Genomic DNA, 17,266 nt, shown 5'->3' with positions numbered 1-17,266 from the left:
CGATCAGCCAGCACCAGTACATTGATCGCCTCCCGAAACCTCATTCCTCTGGTCGCCGTAACGCCCATCACAACGGTCATATTCGGAGCCGCTCTGAAATCAGTGTGCAATCAGGCGAGTATCAAAATACCCAAAATAAGCGCCGGAAAAACTTTCGAAACCTATAGTTCGGAGGCTAAAGAGCAAGAACCACCCATCTACAAGCAACACTAATGCAAAGACAACAAGCCAGCCATCAGCAATTACAAGCACCTATGAGCCAAACCTAGCTGCCTCTCCGCCGCATCAGAAAATTCTTTCAAACATAGAGGAAGCCCGAACAAAAAGCCATGACCCAAGAAAACTCGAAACCTCAGAAAAAAACTTTTGCAGATAATATCTAGCACGAGCCCAGTACGCACTCAGTAAAATCTCCCTACAGGCACGGCGTGACATCTCACCTGCAGTTGTTAAGCCATTGGAAGTTCTACTGCGCTTTTTCATCGGGGGTCGACTAGGTAGAGCAATAAGATTGAAACAAGGGAACAGCGGCTGAACAGACTCTAACTGCCTCGCGTACAATGGCGGTTTTCCGTTCTGCTGGATGCCGCCATGCCTCTCTCCTCTGCCACCGCCACCGTCGCTGTCATCGGAGGTGGCCCTGCCGGTCTGATGGCGGCCGAGACCCTGGCCGCTGCGGGCATTCCAGTAGATCTCTTCGATGCCATGCCCTCGGTGGGCCGCAAGTTCCTGCTGGCGGGTGTCGGGGGCATGAACATTACCCATGCCGAGGGCCAGACCGCTTTTCGCCAACGCTATCGCGAGCGCGAAACAGGGGTCGGCCAGTGGCTCGATAGCTTCGACAGCGACGCCCTGCGTGCCTGGATCCATGGGTTGGGCATCGACACCTTCGTTGGCACCTCTGGGCGGGTCTTCCCCACAGACATGAAAGCCGCGCCCCTGCTGCGCGCCTGGTTGCATCGCTTGCGTGACCAGGGCGTGCGCATCCATACCCGCAATCGCTGGCTGGGTTGGGATGCCGACGGCAGCCTACGCCTGGTCACTCCGGAGGGTGAACGAGCTATCCAGCCCCGAGCTTGCGTCTTGGCGTTGGGCGGTGGCAGTTGGCCGCGGCTGGGCTCGGATGGTGCCTGGCAGGCCTTGCTGGCGGAACGCGGCGTCGAACTGCGCGCCCTGGAGCCGGCCAACTGTGGCTTCGAGGTCGCCGGCTGGAGCGACTTCCTAAAAGAGCGCCATGCCGGTGCCCCCATCAAGCCCGCTTCGCTCGCCCTACCCGGACTGCCGCCGCGCCAGGGTGAGTTCGTGCTGACCGAAACGGGGATCGAAGGTAGTCTGGTCTATGCCCTGTCGGCAGAGATACGCGGAGCCATCGCCCGCGATGGCCAGGCGACCCTGACCATGGACCTCGCCCCGCAGCGAGATCTCGCCGATCTCGGTCGCGCCCTGGCCAGGCCAAGGGGCAGCCAGTCTGTCGCCAGTCATCTGCGCCGCCACGCCGGGATCGAGGGTGCCCGGGCCGCCCTGCTCCGCGAGTTGGCCCCAGCAGAGGCGTTCCAAGACATGGCCCGGCTGGCCCAGGCCTGCAAGGCCTTGCCTTTGACCGTGGTCCGGCCGCGACCGCTGGCCGAAGCCATCAGCAGCGCCGGTGGCGTGCCGTTGGAGGCTCTGGACGAAGGGCTGATGCTCAAACAACTGCCCGGCGTCTTCTGCGCCGGTGAGATGCTCGACTGGGAAGCGCCTACCGGCGGCTATCTGCTCACGGCCTGCTTCGCCAGTGGTCGTGCGGCGGGACAAGGCGTGCTGCGCTGGTTGGAGCAGCGCTAGGAACGCTCGACGAATTCGGTAGCCGGCGAGCCGTCGGCATTGTGCTGGCGGATCACCGCCGGCCGCCCTTCCCCATCCAGCAGCACCTGGCCGATGCCGGCGCCGTTCCACAGCCGTTCGCCGGCATCGCGTCGATCCGGCAGGCGTGGTTGCAGCTCCAGCTTGCGCCTCTTGGTGAAGCCGTTGAGCGGCGACCAAGGCGCATAGAGCCAGCGATTGAGCCGGTCCAGAGTCGCCAGCAGGCGTGGCGGAAATTCGTTCTTGATGCCGCTGCTGGTGATCTGCCAGAGCCGCGGCTCACCGCGCCTGTCGCGGATGCGGATGTCGTAGACGAAGGAGTAATGCACGTCGCCGGAGAGCACCACGTAGTTGCCTGGGGTGCGGCGATGGCGAAAGATGTTGAGCATGGTCTTGGCCGCGCCGGGATGGGCCATCCAGTTCTCGGCATCCACCATCAGCGGCTGGCCGAACCAGGTGAAGATTCGCTGCACCGCCTCGATGAGCTTGACGCCGAACATGGGCGCGGCCGAGACGATCACTGCCGAAGGATGATCCAGCAGATCCTGCTGCAGCTCGCAGAGGGCCTCCCAGTCCATCAGACCCGAGGGGTGCTCCAGCCGTCGCTCGCTGCGCCAGCGGCGGGTGCGGGTATCCAACACGATCAGCGGCGGCTCGGTCGGCAGGACGTAGTGCCAGCCCTGGAAGCCCAGCAGTTCGTCTATGCAGGCGTTCTGCACTGGGCAATCCAGCTTGCCATCATCCCCCGCCGTTTCCAGCAGACGAGCCGTAGCCGCCAGCGGCTCGGCCACTGATTCAGGCGCGTTGCCCCAGGCCTGGCAGAGCAGATAGGCCAGTAGCGCATTGCCGATGATGCGACGCGAGAAGGGATGGCCGTAGGCGGTCTCTTCCCAGCGGGCGGAAAGGTTCCAGTCGTCGGTGACATCGTGGTCGTCGAAGATCATCAACGTCGGCACGCTGGCCAGGGCCCGCGCCGCTTGAGGCAGGGTCGAGACGAACCCCTCGATGCAACGCGACTCCCGCGCATAACGCTCGCGGTCCTGGTCGTCGAGCGCGGGAGGCTCTGCCTCGATCAGCGTCCAGGGCGTCGGCGACCAGCAGAGCAGATAGAGCGCCAGCACCTCGCTCAGGGTCACCAGATGATTGTGGGCATTGGTCGAGGTGAAGATGGGCTTCTCCACTCCGCCGAAGAAACGCTCGCGCAGTGCCCGGTTGGACTTGAAGGCAGGCAGCAGATCCTCGCGATGATAGAGATTGGCGGCATGGGCCATCAGGGCATCACTGTCTGCCACCACCGCACCTTCGAGGAACTCGCCATACAGCCCAAGGCGGCGGATCAGCGCCTGCACGGCCAGCAGCATGGGGCCGGCCACGTCGTCGGCATAGACCTGATCGCCGGTCAGCAACAGGGCTGCCGGCCGCTCCTCGGGCGTCGTGCAGCCCTGCAGCAGGCGATCGACCGCCACCAGGCCATCGGCCGAGGCATGATGAGGCTTGCGACAGGAGCCGTGGAGCAGATGATCGTAGCGCCGCCGCAGCACGAAACTTGGCAGCGCGCCCTGCTCCGTCAGCAGGTGCGGCGCCCAGTCGCGTATTCCACCTGTGGACAATTGCAGGTCATAGTGGAGGAAGGTATCCACCGGCAATTCGGCGGCCGGCCTTACCTCGATCAGTTGCAGATAGGCCCGCTCACCCAGGCGCAGGCACTGGATCTCGCCTTGCACCTGCAGCTCGGCCTCCCCTTGCCAGAGCCGCGGGACAGGCGCCTCGGCCGCGGTGGTCACCAGCCAGAGCAGCAACCGCGAGCCTTCCGTACGCCGCAGCAGCGGGCCAGCCAGCACCGGAGGCAAGGGAGGCGTAGCGATCATGGATTCTCCTAGGGATGCAGGACAGACCACTATGCCGTGGCGGGATTCCGCGTGCAGCCGCCGCTTGGCTACAAAGTTTGAGCGCGCCTCACAGTCGGCCTAGAATTCGCTCCCTTTTCGTCGCCATCCGGGCCCGTCATGACCTTCGCCGACCTCGGCCTCATAGATCCGCTGCTGCAGGCGCTCACCGCCCTCGAGCACAGCTCTCCCACTCCCATCCAGCGCCAGGCCATCCCGGCGGTGCTGGCCGGTCGCGACCTGCTGGCCGCCGCCCAGACCGGTACCGGCAAGACCGGTGCCTTCGGGCTGCCGCTGCTGCAGCGGCTGGTACAGGAAGGCCCGGCGGTGGCGCCCAACCATATCCGTGCGCTGATCCTCACCCCCACCCGCGAGCTGGCCGAACAGGTCCATGCCAGTCTGCGCGACTATGCCCAGCACCTGCCGCTGCGCACCGCGGTGGCCTACGGTGGCGTGAGCATCAATCCGCAGATGATGAAGCTGCGCAAGGGCGTGGACGTGCTGGTGGCAACACCAGGGCGCCTGCTCGACCTGTTCAGCCAGAACGCCGTGCGCTTCGACCAGGTGCAGGTGCTGGTGTTGGACGAAGCCGATCGCATGCTCGACCTGGGCTTTTCCCGGCAACTGGGCGAGCTGTTCGTCATGCTGCCGCGCAAGCGCCAGACCCTGCTGTTCTCGGCGACCTTCTCCGACGCCGTGCGCCAGCTGGCCGCCCCGGTGCTGCGCGATCCCCAGACGATCGACGTCAGTCCGCGCAACACGGCCGCCGTCACCGTCAAGCAGTGGGTGGTACCGGTCGACAAGAAGCGCAAGACCGAGCTCTTTCTGCACCTCTATCGCAGCGGTCGCCATGGCCAGGTGCTGGTGTTCGCCAAGACCCGCAAGGGTGTGGAGCAACTGGTGGAGGCGCTGCAGGCCGAGGGCCTGGCGGCGGAATCCATCCATGGCGACAAGCCCCAGCCCGCGCGGTTGCGCGCCCTCGCCCGCTTCAAGGCTGGCGAGGCGGACATCCTGGTGGCCACCGACGTCGCCGCTCGTGGCCTGGACATCCAGGACCTGCCGCTGGTGGTCAACCTGGACCTGCCCATCGTCGCCGAGGACTACGTCCACCGCATTGGCCGGACCGGGCGCGCCGGCAACCAGGGCCAAGCGGTCTCGCTGGTTTGCGCGGATGAAGTGGAGCAACTGGCGGCCATCGAGACGCTAATCGGTCAGGTCTTGCAGCGCCGCGACGAACCGGACTTCATCCCCGATCACCGTGTCCCGGAAACCCGGCCCAATGGGCTGGTGGTGAAGAAGCCCAAGAAGCCGAAAAAGCCCAAGGTCGGGGCGCCGGTGTCGGACAAGCCGCTGGGTCGTTGGGTCGAAGACGGCAAGCCCAAGGTCAAGTCCGTGCGTAAATCGCCCGGTTTCGGCAAGGCGCGCAAGAAGCCGTAAGGCAGCGAGCCCCGTAGTCTGGAAAACCGCGGAGCGTTTTCCGGGGGCGGCCTTGCAACTTGTCGCAGGGATGGGATGAGGCTAGCGCCGTGATCACACCACGCGCTGGTCGCGGCCATGGCGGTTCGCCAATGCGGCTACGCCTAGGGGCTCTGGTGTTCTGCTAATCGCGGCCATGGGCCGCTCCTACAAGAGAATCCGTACCTGTAGGAGCGGCCGCATCGGCGGACCGACATGGCCGCGATACAACTTCGACGCGTGAAAAAGGCTGCGCCGTTATCCGCTGCTAGCGTCGCTTACTCCGCCAGGCGCCAGGTGGTGCCGCCCTTGCCGTCTTCCAGCACCACGCCCAGGGCGGTGAGCTGATCACGGATGCGGTCGGATTCCGCCCAGTTCTTTTCCGCACGAGCCGCAAGACGAGCCTGGATCAGCGCCTCGACCTCGGCCGCATCCACCCGACCCGCCGCATCGGCGCGCAGGAAGGCTTCCGGCTCCAGTTGCAGCACGCCCAGCACCTCGCCCAGCTCACGCAGACGCCCGGCCAGACCAGCCGCCGCGGCGGGATCGCTCTCCCGCAGGCGGTTGATCTCGCGCGCCAGCTCGAACAGCACGCCACAGGCACCGGCGGTGTTGAAGTCGTCGTCCATGCACTGGGCGAAACGCTCAGCGTAGTTCTCACCACCCTGGGCCGGCGCCTGGGGCAGGCCCTTGAGCGCATGGTAGAAGCGCTCCAGAGCACCCTTGGCTTCGCGCAGGTTGTCTTCCGAATAGTTGATCGGACTGCGGTAGTGGCTGGCGATCAGCAGGTAGCGCACCACCTCCGGGTGGTACTTCTCTAGCACCTCGCGCAGGGTGAAGAAGTTGCCCAGCGACTTGGACATCTTCTCGCCATTGATGGTGATCATCCCGCAGTGCAGCCAGGCGTTGGCGTAGGTCTTGCCGGTAGCCGCCTCGCTCTGGGCGATCTCGTTCTCGTGGTGCGGGAATTCCAGGTCGTTGCCACCGCCATGGATGTCGAAGGTTTCGCCCAGGCAGCAGGTGGACATCACCGAGCACTCGATGTGCCAGCCCGGCCGGCCTTCGCCCCAGGGCGACGCCCAGCTCGGCTCGCCCGGCTTGGCGCCCTTCCACAGCACGAAGTCCAGCGGGTCTTCCTTGGCCTCGCCCGGCTCGATGCGGGCACCGATGCGCAGGTCCTCGATGCGCCGCCGCGACAGCTTGCCGTAGCCGGCGAAACGATTGACCCGGTAGTAGACGTCACCATTGCCTGGGGCGTAGGCGTAACCCTTGTCGATCAGGGTCTGGATCATGGCGTGCATGCCGCCGATATGGTCGGTGGCGCGCGGCTCCTGATCGGGCTTCTTGATGTTCAGCCGTGCCTCGTCCTCGTGCATGGCCTCGATCATCCGGCCTACCAGGTCGGTGAAGGGCTCGCCGTTGGCATTGGCGCGATTGATGATCTTGTCGTCGATGTCGGTGATGTTGCGCACATAGGTGAGGTCGTAGCCGCTATGGCGCAACCAGCGGGTGATGACGTCGAAGGCCACCATGCTGCGCCCATGACCCAGGTGGCAGTAGTCATAGACGGTCATGCCGCAGACGTACATGCGCACCTGGCCCGGCACCAGCGGGGTGAAGGCTTCCTTGGTCTTGGTCAGGGTGTTGTAGAGGTGCAGCGCCATCATTGCCCCCAGGAATCGCGCAGGGTCACGGTGCGGTTGAACACCGGCTTGCCGGGCGTCGAATCCTTGAGATCGACGCAGAAGTAGCCTTCACGCTCGAACTGGAAGCGGTCTTCCGGCTCCGCCTGGGCCAGCGACGGCTCGGCGCGGCAGCCCTGGAGCACGACCAGGGACTCGGGATTGATGTTGTCGAGGAAGCTGCCGCCCTCCTCGCTCTTCTCCGGCTGGGCCGAACGGAACAGCCGATCATAGAGGCGCACCTCGCACTCCACGCTGCCCTCGGCTGGCACCCAGTGGATCACGCCCTTGACCTTGCGGCCCTCGGGGTTCTTGCCCAGGGTGTCCGGGTCGTAGCTGCAGCGCAGTTCGACGACCTTGCCGTCGGCGTCCTTGATGGCTTCATCGGCACGGATCACATAGCTGCCGCGCAACCGTACTTCACCACCCGGCTCCAGACGCTTGTAGCCCTTGGGCGGATTCTCTTCGTAGTCACCCTGGTCGATGTACAGCTCGCGGGTGAAGGGCAGCTGCCGCACGCCCAAGTCCTGCTTGGGATGGCGCGCCAGTTCCAGATTCTCCACCTGGCCCTCGGGGTAGTTGGTGATCACCACCTTGAGCGGTTTGAGCACGCACATGGCGCGGGGGGCGTTCTGGTCCAGGTCCTCGCGGATGGCGAATTCCAGCATGGCTACATCGACTACGCCGTTGGAGCGGGTCACGCCGATCATCTCGCAGAAGTTGCGGATGGACGCCGGGGTGTAGCCGCGACGGCGATAGCCCGACAGGGTCGACATGCGCGGGTCGTCCCAGCCATTCACATGGCCTTCGTCCACCAGCTGCTTGAGCTTGCGCTTGCTGGTGACGGTGTAGTTCAGGTTAAGGCGAGCAAATTCGTACTGGCGAGGCTCGGCCGGCACCGGCAGCTTGGCCAGGAACCACTCGTAGAGCGGACGATGGTCCTCGAACTCCAGGGTGCAGATGGAGTGGGTCACGCCCTCGATGGCATCGGATTGGCCATGGGTGAAATCGTAGCTCGGGTAGATGCACCAGGCATCACCGGTCTGGTGGTGATGGGCATGGCGGATGCGATAGAGGATGGGATCGCGCAGGTTCATGTTGGGCGAGGCCATGTCGATCTTGGCGCGCAGCACCTTCTCGCCATCCTTGAATTCACCGGCCTTCATGCGGGCGAACAAGTCCAGGTTCTCGGCCACCGAACGGTCGCGGAAGGGGCTGTTGCGACCCGGCTCGGTGAGGCTGCCACGGTATTCGCGGGCCTGCTCGGGGGTGAGGTCGCAGACGTAGGCCAGACCCTGCTCGATCAGGTTGACGGCCCAGGCATAGAGCTGGTCGAAATAGCTGGAGGCGTAGCGCACCTCACCGGCCCAATCGAAGCCCAGCCAGTGCACATCGCTCTTGATGGCATCGATGTATTCCTGGTCTTCCTTGGCCGGGTTGGTATCGTCGAAACGCAGATGGCAGTCGCCGCCGAATTCCTTGGCCAGGCCGAAGTTCACGCAGATCGACTTGGCATGGCCGATGTGCAGGTAGCCATTGGGCTCCGGGGGAAAACGGGTGACGATCTTGGCCTGCTTGCCGGCGTCCAGGTCGGCCTGGACGATCTGCCGCAGGAAATGCGCGGGGGCGGCTTTGGCGGCGGTGGACGAGTCGGAAGTCGGCTTGCTCATGGGATCCTTAACTGGGCAGGCGCACGGCCAGGGTAGGCCGGGCAAAGGTAAACCCGTATCATAGCCCAACCCGTCAAGTCCCGGCGAAACCCTTGAGGCCCTCGCCGGGTCTGGATGCTGTCTCCCTCAAGCTTACGGATTCGCTGCCATGATCAAGCTGCACACCAACCACGGCGTCATCACCCTGGAACTGTTCGAGGACAAGGCGCCCGAAACCGCGGCCAACTTCAAGGAATACGTCAAGAGCGGTCACTACGACGGCACCATCTTCCACCGCGTGATCGGCAACTTCATGATCCAGGGCGGTGGTTTCGAGCCGGGCATGAAGCAGAAGCCCACCCGCGCCCCGATCAAGAACGAAGCCAACAACGGCGTTTCCAACGCGGTCGGTACCGTTGCCATGGCCCGGACCATGGACCCGCACTCCGCCTCGGCGCAGTTCTTCATCAACGTGTCCGACAACACCTTCCTCAACCACACCGCGCCCACCAGCCAGGGTTGGGGCTATGCGGTGTTCGGCAAGGTGGTCGAGGGCATGGACGTGGTCAACGCTATCAAGGGCGTCGCCACCACCAGCAAGGCCGGTCACCAGGACGTGCCGAGCGAAGACGTCATCATCGAGAAGGCCGAGATCGTCGAGTGATCCTACTGGTCTCCGACCTGCATCTCGAACCGCAACGCCCGGACATCGTCCGGGCGTTTTTGCATCTTCTTGAGACGCGTGCCCGTGGCGCTGAGGCGCTCTATATTCTCGGCGACCTGTTCGAAGCCTGGATCGGCGACGATGCCATGGGGCCTTTCGAGCGAGAGATCGCCACCGCCCTGCGCCAGTTGGCCGACAGCGGTACGGCCATCTACCTGATGCATGGCAATCGTGACTTTCTCATTGGCAAGGCCTTCTGTCGCCAGGCCGGCTGCCGTTTGTTGCCGGATCGCCACATCGCCGACTTCCATGGCCGGAGCGTGCTGCTGATGCATGGCGATACCCTGTGCACCCGTGACGAGGGCTACCAGAAACTGCGCCGCATCCTGCGCAATCCCCTCACCCTCTTCGTCCTGCGCCACCTGTCGCTGGCCAGCCGCCAGAAGCTGGCGCGCAAGTTACGCAATGAAAGCCGCCAGCAGACTCGCGCCAAGGCGATGGACATCACCGATGTCACCGAAGCCGAAGTCGAACGGGAAATGCGTGCTGCCGGGGTCACTACCCTCATCCACGGACACACCCACAGACCCGCTACCCACGAGTTGCAGGTGAACGGCCAGGCCGCACAACGCCTGGTCCTGGGTGATTGGGATAGCCGCGGCTGGGTGCTGGAAGCCACTCCCGCCGGCCTGACGCAACGGAGCTTCGCCCTCGACGAACGGTAGTCAGACGTCCAGACGAGGTTCTTGCGACCTCGCTAACCCTCTGGCAGTAAAAGGTTTTTCGGATATTCGAAAACGCCGCCCCAGAGCCCCTGCGACCGATCGTCACATAGCGATTTCAGAAATCTGCAAGAGCGACCGATGATGAGGATGTAAGGAGATATATCCATTCCTCGGAGACCGTTCATGCAACTCGAAACCCTGTTTGACCAGCTGCACAATCTGCCCAACGTTCCCGAGGTGGCGCAGATCCTCATCCAGCAATTCGACGACCCCAATACCAGCATCGAAAAACTCGCCCGCACCGTGGCCCGCGACCCGGTCATCGCCGCCAAGGTGCTGCGCCTGGCCAACTCGGCGCGCTTCCGCGGCGCCCGCGAATCCACGAGCATCGAAGACGCCGCCCTGTGCCTGGGCTTCAATACCCTGCGTACCCTGGTCCTGGCCTCGGCCTTCACCGGTGGCTTCAAGGCCGCGCCCGGCTTCGACCTGCAGGCCTTCTGGTACAACAGCTTTCTGGTCGCCAGCCTGTGCAAGCCACTGGCCAAGCAGGCCGGCCTGGACCAGGAGACCGCCTTCACCTGCGGCATGCTCCATGACATCGGCGAGCTGTTGATCCAGAGCGGCGCGCCGGAACTGGCGCCAAGCCTGGCCGGACCGGGCACCGCCAGCAGCCATCGCGCCGCCGACGAGACCCTGCAACTGGGCTTCGGCTATCCGGAAGTAGGTGCTGAACTCGCGCGCCGCTGGCAGCTACCGCAGGTACTACGCGATGCAATCGCCTTCCAGGCTCGCCCGCTGCAGGCGCCCGAGGGCAACGGCTATGCCCTGATCGTGGCCCAGGCGGTCGCCGTGGCCGAGGTGCTGCACGAGAGCGCCGGTGACAGCAGGGTGCTGGACCTGAGTGGCCCGCTGTTCGCCAGTATCGATCTCGAACAACTGGTTTCGACGCTGCCCAGCGCCCGGGACACCGCGGCGACCTTCTGCCAGGCCGCCTGAGCCCGAAGAGACTAGCGAACGCCGGGCAACAAAAAACCCCTGGGGCGTAGCCCTCAGGGGTTTTCTTAATCTGGCGGTGAGGGAGGGATTCGAACCCTCGATAAGATTTCTCCTATACACACTTTCCAGGCGTGCTCCTTCAACCGCTCGGACACCTCACCAGATTTGCTCGGCATCTGCGTCTGCATCACCGAGGCGCGCAACTATAGGCAAAGGCGTTTTCGATGGCAAGCTTTTTCTTCAATCTATTCATGCATTTGCACGAGGAAGCTGGAGAGAGGTCGCCTAAGGACCGTTCACGGGATGACCGGTCGGTCGCCACCGCCCGGTGCAGTGACGAACAAGACCCCGACCAACGGTAGCGTCGCACGCGATTCTGTAATCGACTGAAATCATGGAAGAAATCAGTCGGAGCGACATTTTTGATAACCGGCCGGTCGGGAACCGCCACAAAACTGAAATTTATGTTCTATAGCTACTGGATAGTGCTCAAGCCTGCGGGTATCAGTAGCTGCATGCCGTTCTTGCGCAAGCGCTCTCCCCGGAAGACGTGAAGGCTTCAAACAGCTAACAATAAAGGCCCCCAAGTCATGTTCAAGAATCCCATTCCCAAGTGGCGCCAGGCGAGTTTCGTGCTCATTGTCACCACCGTGGTGCTGGTCATCCCCAATCTATCGCGGTTCTTCGGCTGATCCCTCAGCGCCAGTAATCGCCGGGAGGTGCTGGCAGGGCCGCGAGCAGATCGCGTAGCCCCTCACCCCAACCCCGGCGCAGCTCCAGGAAATAGTCATCCTGCTCGTCAATGCGGTGGCTGTTCACCCGCTCGAGTCGATCCCGCGGCAGAACCACCAGGTCCAGCGGCAGGCCGACGGACAGATTGCTGCGTATCGTCGCGTCGAAGGACAGCAGCGCGCAGCGCAGCGCCTCCTCGAGCGGCGTATCGAAGGTCAGGGCGCGATCCAGGATGGGTTTGCCGTATTTGCTCTCACCGATCTGGAAGAAGGGCGTGTCCTCGGTGGCGCTGATGAAGTTGCCGTGGGGATAGATGTTGAACAGCTCCGGCTCCGCCCCCTTGATCTGGCCCCCCAGCAGGAATGAGCAACTCAGGTCGAGACCGTGGCCACTGGGAGCGTCCTGGGCTTCTCGCTGCAGAACCTCTCTCAGGGTCTGCCCGAGCAGCACGGCCGCGTGGTTCAGGGTGGGTACGTCGTGCAGGTTGGCGTGCTCGCTGTCCAGCCGCTGGCGCAAGAGACTGATCACCGCCTGGGAGGTGGCCAGGTTACCCGCCGACTGGATGGCGATCAGGCGTTCACCGGGCACGTTGAACAGATGCAGTTTGCGAAAGGTGGCGATGTTGTCGACGCCGGCGTTGGTCCGGGAATCGGCGACGAACACCAGGCCGTCGTGCAGCTTCATGGCGACGCAATAGGTCATGCGAACCTCGGGCGGAAAAGACGGATTGCCGTAGCTCTGACGGCCACGAGCCGCACCGCCAGACGACGAGGCCGCACAGTGGCGGCCTCGTCTCCTCGGATAACTGTCGCAGATTATTGTTGCTGTTGCTGCACCTGCTGCAGGGGCTCGACCAGCACCTTGGCTTCCATCTGCTCCACCCCGCCGCCGCGGCGCATGCCACGCACCGGGCAGGCGTCCAGGTAATCCAGGCCGATGGCCAGCCGCAGGTGCCGTTCCGGACGAGCCAGGCGGTTGGTGACGTCGTAGCTGTACCAGGCGCCGTCGTGCCAGGCTTCGGCCCAGGCATGGCTGGACAGGTGCTCGCTGTCATCGGTGCACAGGTAGCCCGACACGTAGCGCGCCGGGATGCCCAGGCTGCGGGCGCAGGCGAGGAAGGCATGGGCGTGGTCCTGGCAGACGCCAGCACCCTTGGCGAAGGCCTGGGCGGCGTTGCCATCCACCTCGGTGGAGCCAGGCAGATAGGCCATGCGCTCGTGCAGTCGCTCCATGAGCTGGATCAAGGCTGCACGATCCCGCTTGCCGTCACAGACCTCGCGGGCGAAGTCCGCCAGGGCCTCGTCGGCCTCGGTCAGCCGGGTCTGGCGCAGGAAGGGAAAGGGCGAGGCCTGGCAAGGCTCGGACTCGAAGTCTTCATCGATCTCCACCTGGCCGCTGGCGGTGATGGTGATGGCGTCGTGCGGGGTGTCCAGGGTCAACACGTGCAGGATGTTGCCGAAGGGATCGCGCTGGGCACGGGCCGGACGCGGCAGCGACAGCTCCCAGTCCAGAATCTTCTGGTGAGCGTCACACTGGGGCGTGAGCCGCAGGTACTGGATGCTCGCCCGGACTTGGTCGGCATAGCGATACAGCGTTTCATGGTGGATCGCGAGTCTCATACGGTCTCCAGGTAAGCGGTGTTGATGGCGCTGCCAAGCTGGCGGATGTGGACGATGAAATCGCCGATCCAGGGATGCAGGCCTTCTCCCAGCACCTCGTCGATGCTGGTATAGCGCAGTCGGGCCTCGAGGCCGGCGGCCAGGCGCTTGGCCTCACGACCGTTCTCGCCCGGCAGGCTGGCCAGGACGCGGTGCAGTTCGATCACGCAGGACAGCAGCGAGCGCGGCAGGTCTTCCTTCAACAACAGCAACTCGGCACCGTTGCGCACGTTGAGGGCATCGCGATACAGCTCGGTGTAGGCCTCGAAGGCGCTCAGCGCGCGCAGCAGGGCGCTCCACTGATAGAAGCCGCGCGCCGAGGAGTCACTGATGGCTTCGGCTTCCTCTTCCCCTAGTACCTGGTAGCGCGCATCGAGCATGCGCAAGGTGTTGTCGGCGCGTTCGACGAAGGTGCCCAGGCGAATGAAGCGGTAGGCATCATTCCTCATGATGGTGCCGACGGTGGCACCACGGAACAGGTGGGAGCGCTCCTTGACCCATTCGCAGAAGCGGCTGATACCGAAGCGGATCAGGCCGGTGACGGCGATCTCGCGCATCTCCAGCCAGGTAGCGTTGACGTTCTCCCACATGTCGGCGGTGATGCGACCGCGCACGGCGTGGGCGTTGGCGCGAGCCGCCTGCAGGCAGCAATAGATGCTGCCGGGATTGCGTTCGTCGAGGGCGAAGAAGTGCAGCAATTGCTCGGGATGCAGGGCGCCGTGTTTTTCCCGGTAGTCGTCCAGGGTACCGGTGATCAGCAGGGGCATGGCCAGTTCGTCCAGCCCTCCCCCCTGCCCGCTCTGCGGCATCATCGACAGTGAATAGCTGACGTCCAGCATCCGCGCGAGATTCTCGGCGCGCTCCAGGTTGCGGGACATCCAGTACAGATCGGCAGCGGTACGACTCAACATGGTGGGGTCGCCTTTCAAAAGTCCTTGCGGGGCCGCCGTAGCGGCCACTGATTCATGGCGGTCTAGTCCTGGACCACCCAGGTGTCCTTGGTGCCGCCGCCTTGGGACGAGTTCACCACCAGGGAACCTTCGCGCAGCGCGACCCGGGTCAGGCCACCGGGCACCAGGCGCGTCTTGCGACCGGACAGTACGAAGGGCCGCAGGTCGATGTGGCGCGGGGCAATGCCGTTCTCGACGAAGGTCGGGCAGGTGGACAGCGACAGCGTCGGCTGGGCGATGTAGGCGCTGGGGTTGGCCTTGAGCCTGGCGCGGAAGAGTTCGATCTCGGCGGCGGTGGCCGCGGGACCGACCAGCATGCCGTAGCCGCCGGAGCCATGGACCTCCTTGACCACCAGCTCGGGCAGGTTGGCCAGCACGTGTGACAGCTCCTCCGGCTTGCGGCACTGCCAGGTGGGCACGTTGTAGAGGATGGGCTCTTCGCTCAGGTAAAAGCGGATCATCTCCGGTACATAGGGATAGATCGACTTGTCGTCGGCCACCCCGGTGCCGATGGCGTTGGCCAGGATGACGTTGCCCGCCCGGTAGGCGGCCAGCAGCCCGGGGACGCCGAGCATGGAGTCCGGGTTGAACGCCAACGGATCGAGGAAGGCGTCGTCCAGGCGGCGATAGATGACGTCGACCTTCTGGAAGCCCGAGGTGGTACGCATGAACACCTGCTCGTCGCGCACCAGCAGATCGGCGCCTTCGACCAGTTCCACGCCCATCTCCCGGGCCAGGAAGGCGTGTTCGAAGTAGGCGCTGTTGAAGCGTCCCGGGGTGAGCACCGCTACCGTCGGGTTGTTGACCGGGGTGGAGCTGCGCAGGGTGTCCAGCAGCAGGTTGGGATAGTGATCGATGGGGGCGATGCGCTCCAGGGTGAACAGCTCGGGGAACAACCGCATCATCATCTTGCGGTTCTCGAGCATGTAGGACACCCCGCTCGGGGTGCGCAGGTTGTCTTCGAGCACGTAGTAGGCGCCATCGCCATCGCGCACCAGGTCGACCCCGGCGATGTGGGCATAGATGCCATTGGGCAGGTCCAGCCCCTGCATCGCCAGCTGGTACTGGTCGTTGGCCAACACCTGTTCGGCCGGAATGACCCCGGCCTTGATGATGCGCTGGTCGTGATAGAGGTCGTGGAGGAACAGGTTCAGCGCCTGAACGCGCTGGATGCAGCCACGCTCGATGACCTGCCATTCGCTGGCGGGAATCGCCCGCGGCAGGGCGTCGAAGGGAATCAGGCGTTCCGTGCCCTGCTCGTCCCCGTAGAGGGTGAAGGTGATGCCGGCACGGTGGAACAGCAGGTCGGCTTCACGGCGCCGCTGGGCCAGGAGTTCAGGGGGGGTTTCACTCAGCCATTTGGCATAGCGACCATAATGCGGCCGACACTGCGCCTGGACGTCATACATCTCGTTATACAGTGGGCGGCTCATGCCGATCTCCTTATCACTCGCCTAGCGAGCGTCGCAAGCCGCGTGCCAGAGCGCAAGCCGTCAAACCCTGGACTTCGCCAGCCCGGCGGTTCGACCCTGCACCAGATTCAGGCACGCTGCATTGCCCGTGCACCGTTACGTTCCGGTGTTGTGGCTAAGACGGTGCGCGCCGCGGAAAGTGCGGTGCCAGGTGGGAGGAGGAACGGCAAAAAGCAACCGGCACTGCCTCGCGGCAGCCCGGTTGCGAGGAGAACGGATCAGGCGTGGGTACGGGTGACTTCCTGGGTGACACCCCAGCCGTCCAGCTGACCACCGAGCGGTAATACCACGGCTTCGAGATCGCTTTCGAAGTCATCGATGGTGGCATGGGTGGCGAACATCACCTTGCTGACCTGCAGATGCCAACCACCGTCCTCGTGGGGCATCACCTGGGTGTTGAGGGACTCGCCATGGAACTGGTCCGCCGCCAGGCGGGCCCTGCGTTCGTCGGCGAAGATGGCGAAGAAGTCGATCGGGTGGAAGCGGGCGAAGTCGAAACCGCCCTCCTTCATCCGCTGCAGCAGGTTCAAGCTCACATCATCGGCAAACGACAAGGACATAGGACTTCCCTCCTCTGGTTCGGATGATCTTCTCGACGGGACGTCGTACCGACGCCCGCCGAGTCGCGGCTGAGAACTCGAAGGGTGCCGCGACCGCCAGGGCTTACGCCTTGCCGATGGCCTCCAGCACGTATCGAGGTAGAGCAAAGGCAGCAGCATGCAGCTCCGGGGTGTAGTAACGGGTCTGGATGCCTATATCACTGTAGCGCTGCGCCAGGGTTTCGGCACTCTGCCGACGCAAGGTCGTGTCCTTGCTGCCCCAGGCGAGGGTCATGACGCCCCCTATGTAGGTAGGCACCGCCGACAGATAAAAGTGCCAGTCGGCGAACAGCCCGGCCATGCGACTGGCGGTGGTCTTGACCTCGTCCAGTTGCAGGAAGGGCGTGCCGTTCTGGGCGACCATCACGCCGCCGTCGTTCAGGCAGCGATGGCAGGCCTGGTAGAAGTTCTCCGAGAACAACACCTCGGCCGGGCCGATGGGATCGGTGGAGTCGGAGATGATGACGTCGTAGCGCTCGGTGGTGTTGGCGACGAAGTTCATGCCGTCGTCGATCACCAGGTTCAGCCGCGGATCGTCGAAGGCACCCGCGGAATGACCGGGGAAGTGTTCCTTGCACATCTCCACCACGGAGCCGTCGATCTCGACCATGGTGATGTGCTCGACACCGCGGTGCTTGGCCACTTCGCGCAGGATGCCGCCGTCGCCACCGCCGATGATCAGGACCCGCTTTGGTGCCGGATGGGCCAGCAGGGGTACGTGGGTGAGCATCTCGTGATAGATGAACTCGTCGGCCTCGGTGGTCTGGATGACGCCATCCAGGGCCATCACCTTGCCCAGCACGGCGTTCTGGAAGATCACCAGGTGCTGATGCTCGGTGCGCACCTCGTGGAGCAGGCGTTCGACGGTGAATCTCTGGCCGTAGCCGTCGTAAAGGGTTTCCAGATAGTCGCTCATGTCGCTCTCCGCAGGTGGCAGGCCGAAACGAACGATGCCC

General features: G+C 64.1%; 14 protein-coding genes and 1 tRNA gene. 5 read left to right on the top strand and 10 right to left on the bottom strand.

Annotation, left to right across the window (positions count from 1 at the left end):
• Positions 1-591 precede the first annotated feature (591 nt).
• Entirely contained in the window at positions 592-1,824 is a 1,233-nt protein-coding gene (locus QZ471_RS03400) for a TIGR03862 family flavoprotein (RefSeq protein WP_295460875.1), read from the top strand.
• On the opposite strand, the gene QZ471_RS03395 is transcribed toward QZ471_RS03400, so the two are convergent.
• Positions 1,821-3,710 (bottom strand): alkaline phosphatase family protein, encoded by a 1,890-nt coding sequence (locus tag QZ471_RS03395; RefSeq protein WP_295460874.1) that lies wholly within the window; start codon positions 3,708-3,710, stop codon positions 1,821-1,823. The two genes, QZ471_RS03400 and QZ471_RS03395, sit on opposite strands and share 4 nt — an antisense overlap.
• Before the next feature lie 138 nt (positions 3,711-3,848).
• Here QZ471_RS03395 and QZ471_RS03390 point away from each other — a divergent pair, with 138 nt between their 5' ends.
• Complete coding sequence (locus tag QZ471_RS03390) at positions 3,849-5,165, top strand: DEAD/DEAH box helicase (protein ID WP_295460873.1); 1,317 nt, start codon at positions 3,849-3,851, stop codon at positions 5,163-5,165.
• A 296-nt stretch (positions 5,166-5,461) separates the two neighbouring features.
• Here QZ471_RS03390 and cysS read toward each other — a convergent pair whose 3' ends face one another.
• Positions 5,462-6,847, bottom strand: coding sequence for a cysteine--tRNA ligase (gene cysS / locus QZ471_RS03385; RefSeq protein ID WP_295460872.1), 1,386 nt, complete (start codon positions 6,845-6,847; stop codon positions 5,462-5,464).
• Complete coding sequence (locus tag QZ471_RS03380; RefSeq protein WP_295460871.1) at positions 6,847-8,535, bottom strand: glutamine--tRNA ligase/YqeY domain fusion protein; 1,689 nt, start codon at positions 8,533-8,535, stop codon at positions 6,847-6,849. The genes cysS and QZ471_RS03380 overlap by 1 nt, the downstream gene beginning before the upstream one ends.
• Positions 8,536-8,683: 148 nt before the next feature.
• On the opposite strand from QZ471_RS03380, the gene QZ471_RS03375 reads away from it, so the two are divergent.
• The 3 genes from QZ471_RS03375 to QZ471_RS03365 all read left to right on the top strand — a co-directional run bounded on the left by QZ471_RS03375 (position 8,684) and on the right by QZ471_RS03365 (position 10,899).
• Complete coding sequence (locus QZ471_RS03375; RefSeq protein WP_058794534.1) at positions 8,684-9,178, top strand: peptidylprolyl isomerase; 495 nt, start codon at positions 8,684-8,686, stop codon at positions 9,176-9,178.
• Positions 9,175-9,903 carry a UDP-2,3-diacylglucosamine diphosphatase gene (gene lpxH / locus QZ471_RS03370; protein ID WP_295460870.1) on the top strand — a complete coding sequence of 243 codons (729 nt, stop codon included), beginning with the start codon at positions 9,175-9,177 and terminating at the stop codon, positions 9,901-9,903. The genes QZ471_RS03375 and lpxH overlap by 4 nt, the downstream gene beginning before the upstream one ends.
• Before the next feature lie 183 nt (positions 9,904-10,086).
• Positions 10,087-10,899, top strand: a complete 813-nt coding sequence (locus QZ471_RS03365; RefSeq protein WP_295460869.1) for an HDOD domain-containing protein — start codon at positions 10,087-10,089, stop codon at positions 10,897-10,899.
• A gap of 71 nt (positions 10,900-10,970) precedes the next feature.
• On the opposite strand, the gene QZ471_RS03360 is transcribed toward QZ471_RS03365, so the two are convergent.
• From QZ471_RS03360 to speE, 7 genes are all read right to left on the bottom strand, one after another.
• Positions 10,971-11,060: transfer RNA gene (locus tag QZ471_RS03360), tRNA-Ser, on the bottom strand.
• A gap of 535 nt (positions 11,061-11,595) precedes the next feature.
• Positions 11,596-12,333 carry a proteasome-type protease gene (locus QZ471_RS03355; RefSeq protein ID WP_295460868.1) on the bottom strand — a complete coding sequence of 246 codons (738 nt, stop codon included), beginning with the start codon at positions 12,331-12,333 and terminating at the stop codon, positions 11,596-11,598.
• 113 nt (positions 12,334-12,446) lie between these two features.
• Positions 12,447-13,250, bottom strand: coding sequence for a transglutaminase family protein (locus tag QZ471_RS03350; RefSeq protein WP_295460867.1), 804 nt, complete (start codon positions 13,248-13,250; stop codon positions 12,447-12,449).
• Positions 13,247-14,200 carry an alpha-E domain-containing protein gene (locus QZ471_RS03345; protein ID WP_295460866.1) on the bottom strand — a complete coding sequence of 318 codons (954 nt, stop codon included), beginning with the start codon at positions 14,198-14,200 and terminating at the stop codon, positions 13,247-13,249. Before QZ471_RS03345 ends, QZ471_RS03350 begins: the two co-directional genes overlap by 4 nt.
• Before the next feature lie 62 nt (positions 14,201-14,262).
• Positions 14,263-15,672: a circularly permuted type 2 ATP-grasp protein gene (locus tag QZ471_RS03340; RefSeq protein WP_295460865.1), complete on the bottom strand. Its 1,410-nt coding sequence runs from the start codon at positions 15,670-15,672 to the stop codon at positions 14,263-14,265.
• A 257-nt stretch (positions 15,673-15,929) separates the two neighbouring features.
• A complete protein-coding gene (locus tag QZ471_RS03335) occupies positions 15,930-16,271 on the bottom strand; it encodes a ribonuclease E inhibitor RraB (protein ID WP_295460864.1) in 342 nt (113 codons plus the stop codon).
• Between the two features lie 103 nt (positions 16,272-16,374).
• Entirely contained in the window at positions 16,375-17,226 is an 852-nt protein-coding gene (gene speE / locus QZ471_RS03330; protein WP_295460863.1) for a polyamine aminopropyltransferase, read from the bottom strand.
• Positions 17,227-17,266: the final 40 nt, after the last annotated feature.

The organism is uncultured Pseudomonas sp. (genome assembly GCF_913774235.1).
In the GTDB taxonomy this organism is placed as follows: domain Bacteria; phylum Pseudomonadota; class Gammaproteobacteria; order Pseudomonadales; family Pseudomonadaceae; genus Chryseomonas.
This window is presented reverse-complemented; position numbering and strand designations above follow the sequence as displayed.

Excerpts from the sequence above, each read along its gene's own strand:
- QZ471_RS03365 (WP_295460869.1), top strand. The coding sequence starts at position 10,087 with ATGCAACTCGAAACCCTGTTTGACCAGCTGCACAATCTGCCCAACGTT.
- QZ471_RS03355 (WP_295460868.1), bottom strand. The coding sequence starts at position 12,333 with ATGACCTATTGCGTCGCCATGAAGCTGCACGACGGCCTGGTGTTCGTC.
- QZ471_RS03380 (WP_295460871.1), bottom strand. The coding sequence starts at position 8,535 with ATGAGCAAGCCGACTTCCGACTCGTCCACCGCCGCCAAAGCCGCCCCC.
- speE (WP_295460863.1), bottom strand. The coding sequence starts at position 17,226 with ATGAGCGACTATCTGGAAACCCTTTACGACGGCTACGGCCAGAGATTC.
- QZ471_RS03400 (WP_295460875.1), top strand. The coding sequence starts at position 592 with ATGCCTCTCTCCTCTGCCACCGCCACCGTCGCTGTCATCGGAGGTGGC.
- QZ471_RS03335 (WP_295460864.1), bottom strand. The coding sequence starts at position 16,271 with ATGTCCTTGTCGTTTGCCGATGATGTGAGCTTGAACCTGCTGCAGCGG.
- QZ471_RS03350 (WP_295460867.1), bottom strand. The coding sequence starts at position 13,250 with ATGAGACTCGCGATCCACCATGAAACGCTGTATCGCTATGCCGACCAA.
- QZ471_RS03340 (WP_295460865.1), bottom strand. The coding sequence starts at position 15,672 with ATGAGCCGCCCACTGTATAACGAGATGTATGACGTCCAGGCGCAGTGT.
- QZ471_RS03395 (WP_295460874.1), bottom strand. The coding sequence starts at position 3,710 with ATGATCGCTACGCCTCCCTTGCCTCCGGTGCTGGCTGGCCCGCTGCTG.
- cysS (WP_295460872.1), bottom strand. The coding sequence starts at position 6,847 with ATGGCGCTGCACCTCTACAACACCCTGACCAAGACCAAGGAAGCCTTC.
- QZ471_RS03345 (WP_295460866.1), bottom strand. The coding sequence starts at position 14,200 with ATGTTGAGTCGTACCGCTGCCGATCTGTACTGGATGTCCCGCAACCTG.
- QZ471_RS03375 (WP_058794534.1), top strand. The coding sequence starts at position 8,684 with ATGATCAAGCTGCACACCAACCACGGCGTCATCACCCTGGAACTGTTC.
- QZ471_RS03390 (WP_295460873.1), top strand. The coding sequence starts at position 3,849 with ATGACCTTCGCCGACCTCGGCCTCATAGATCCGCTGCTGCAGGCGCTC.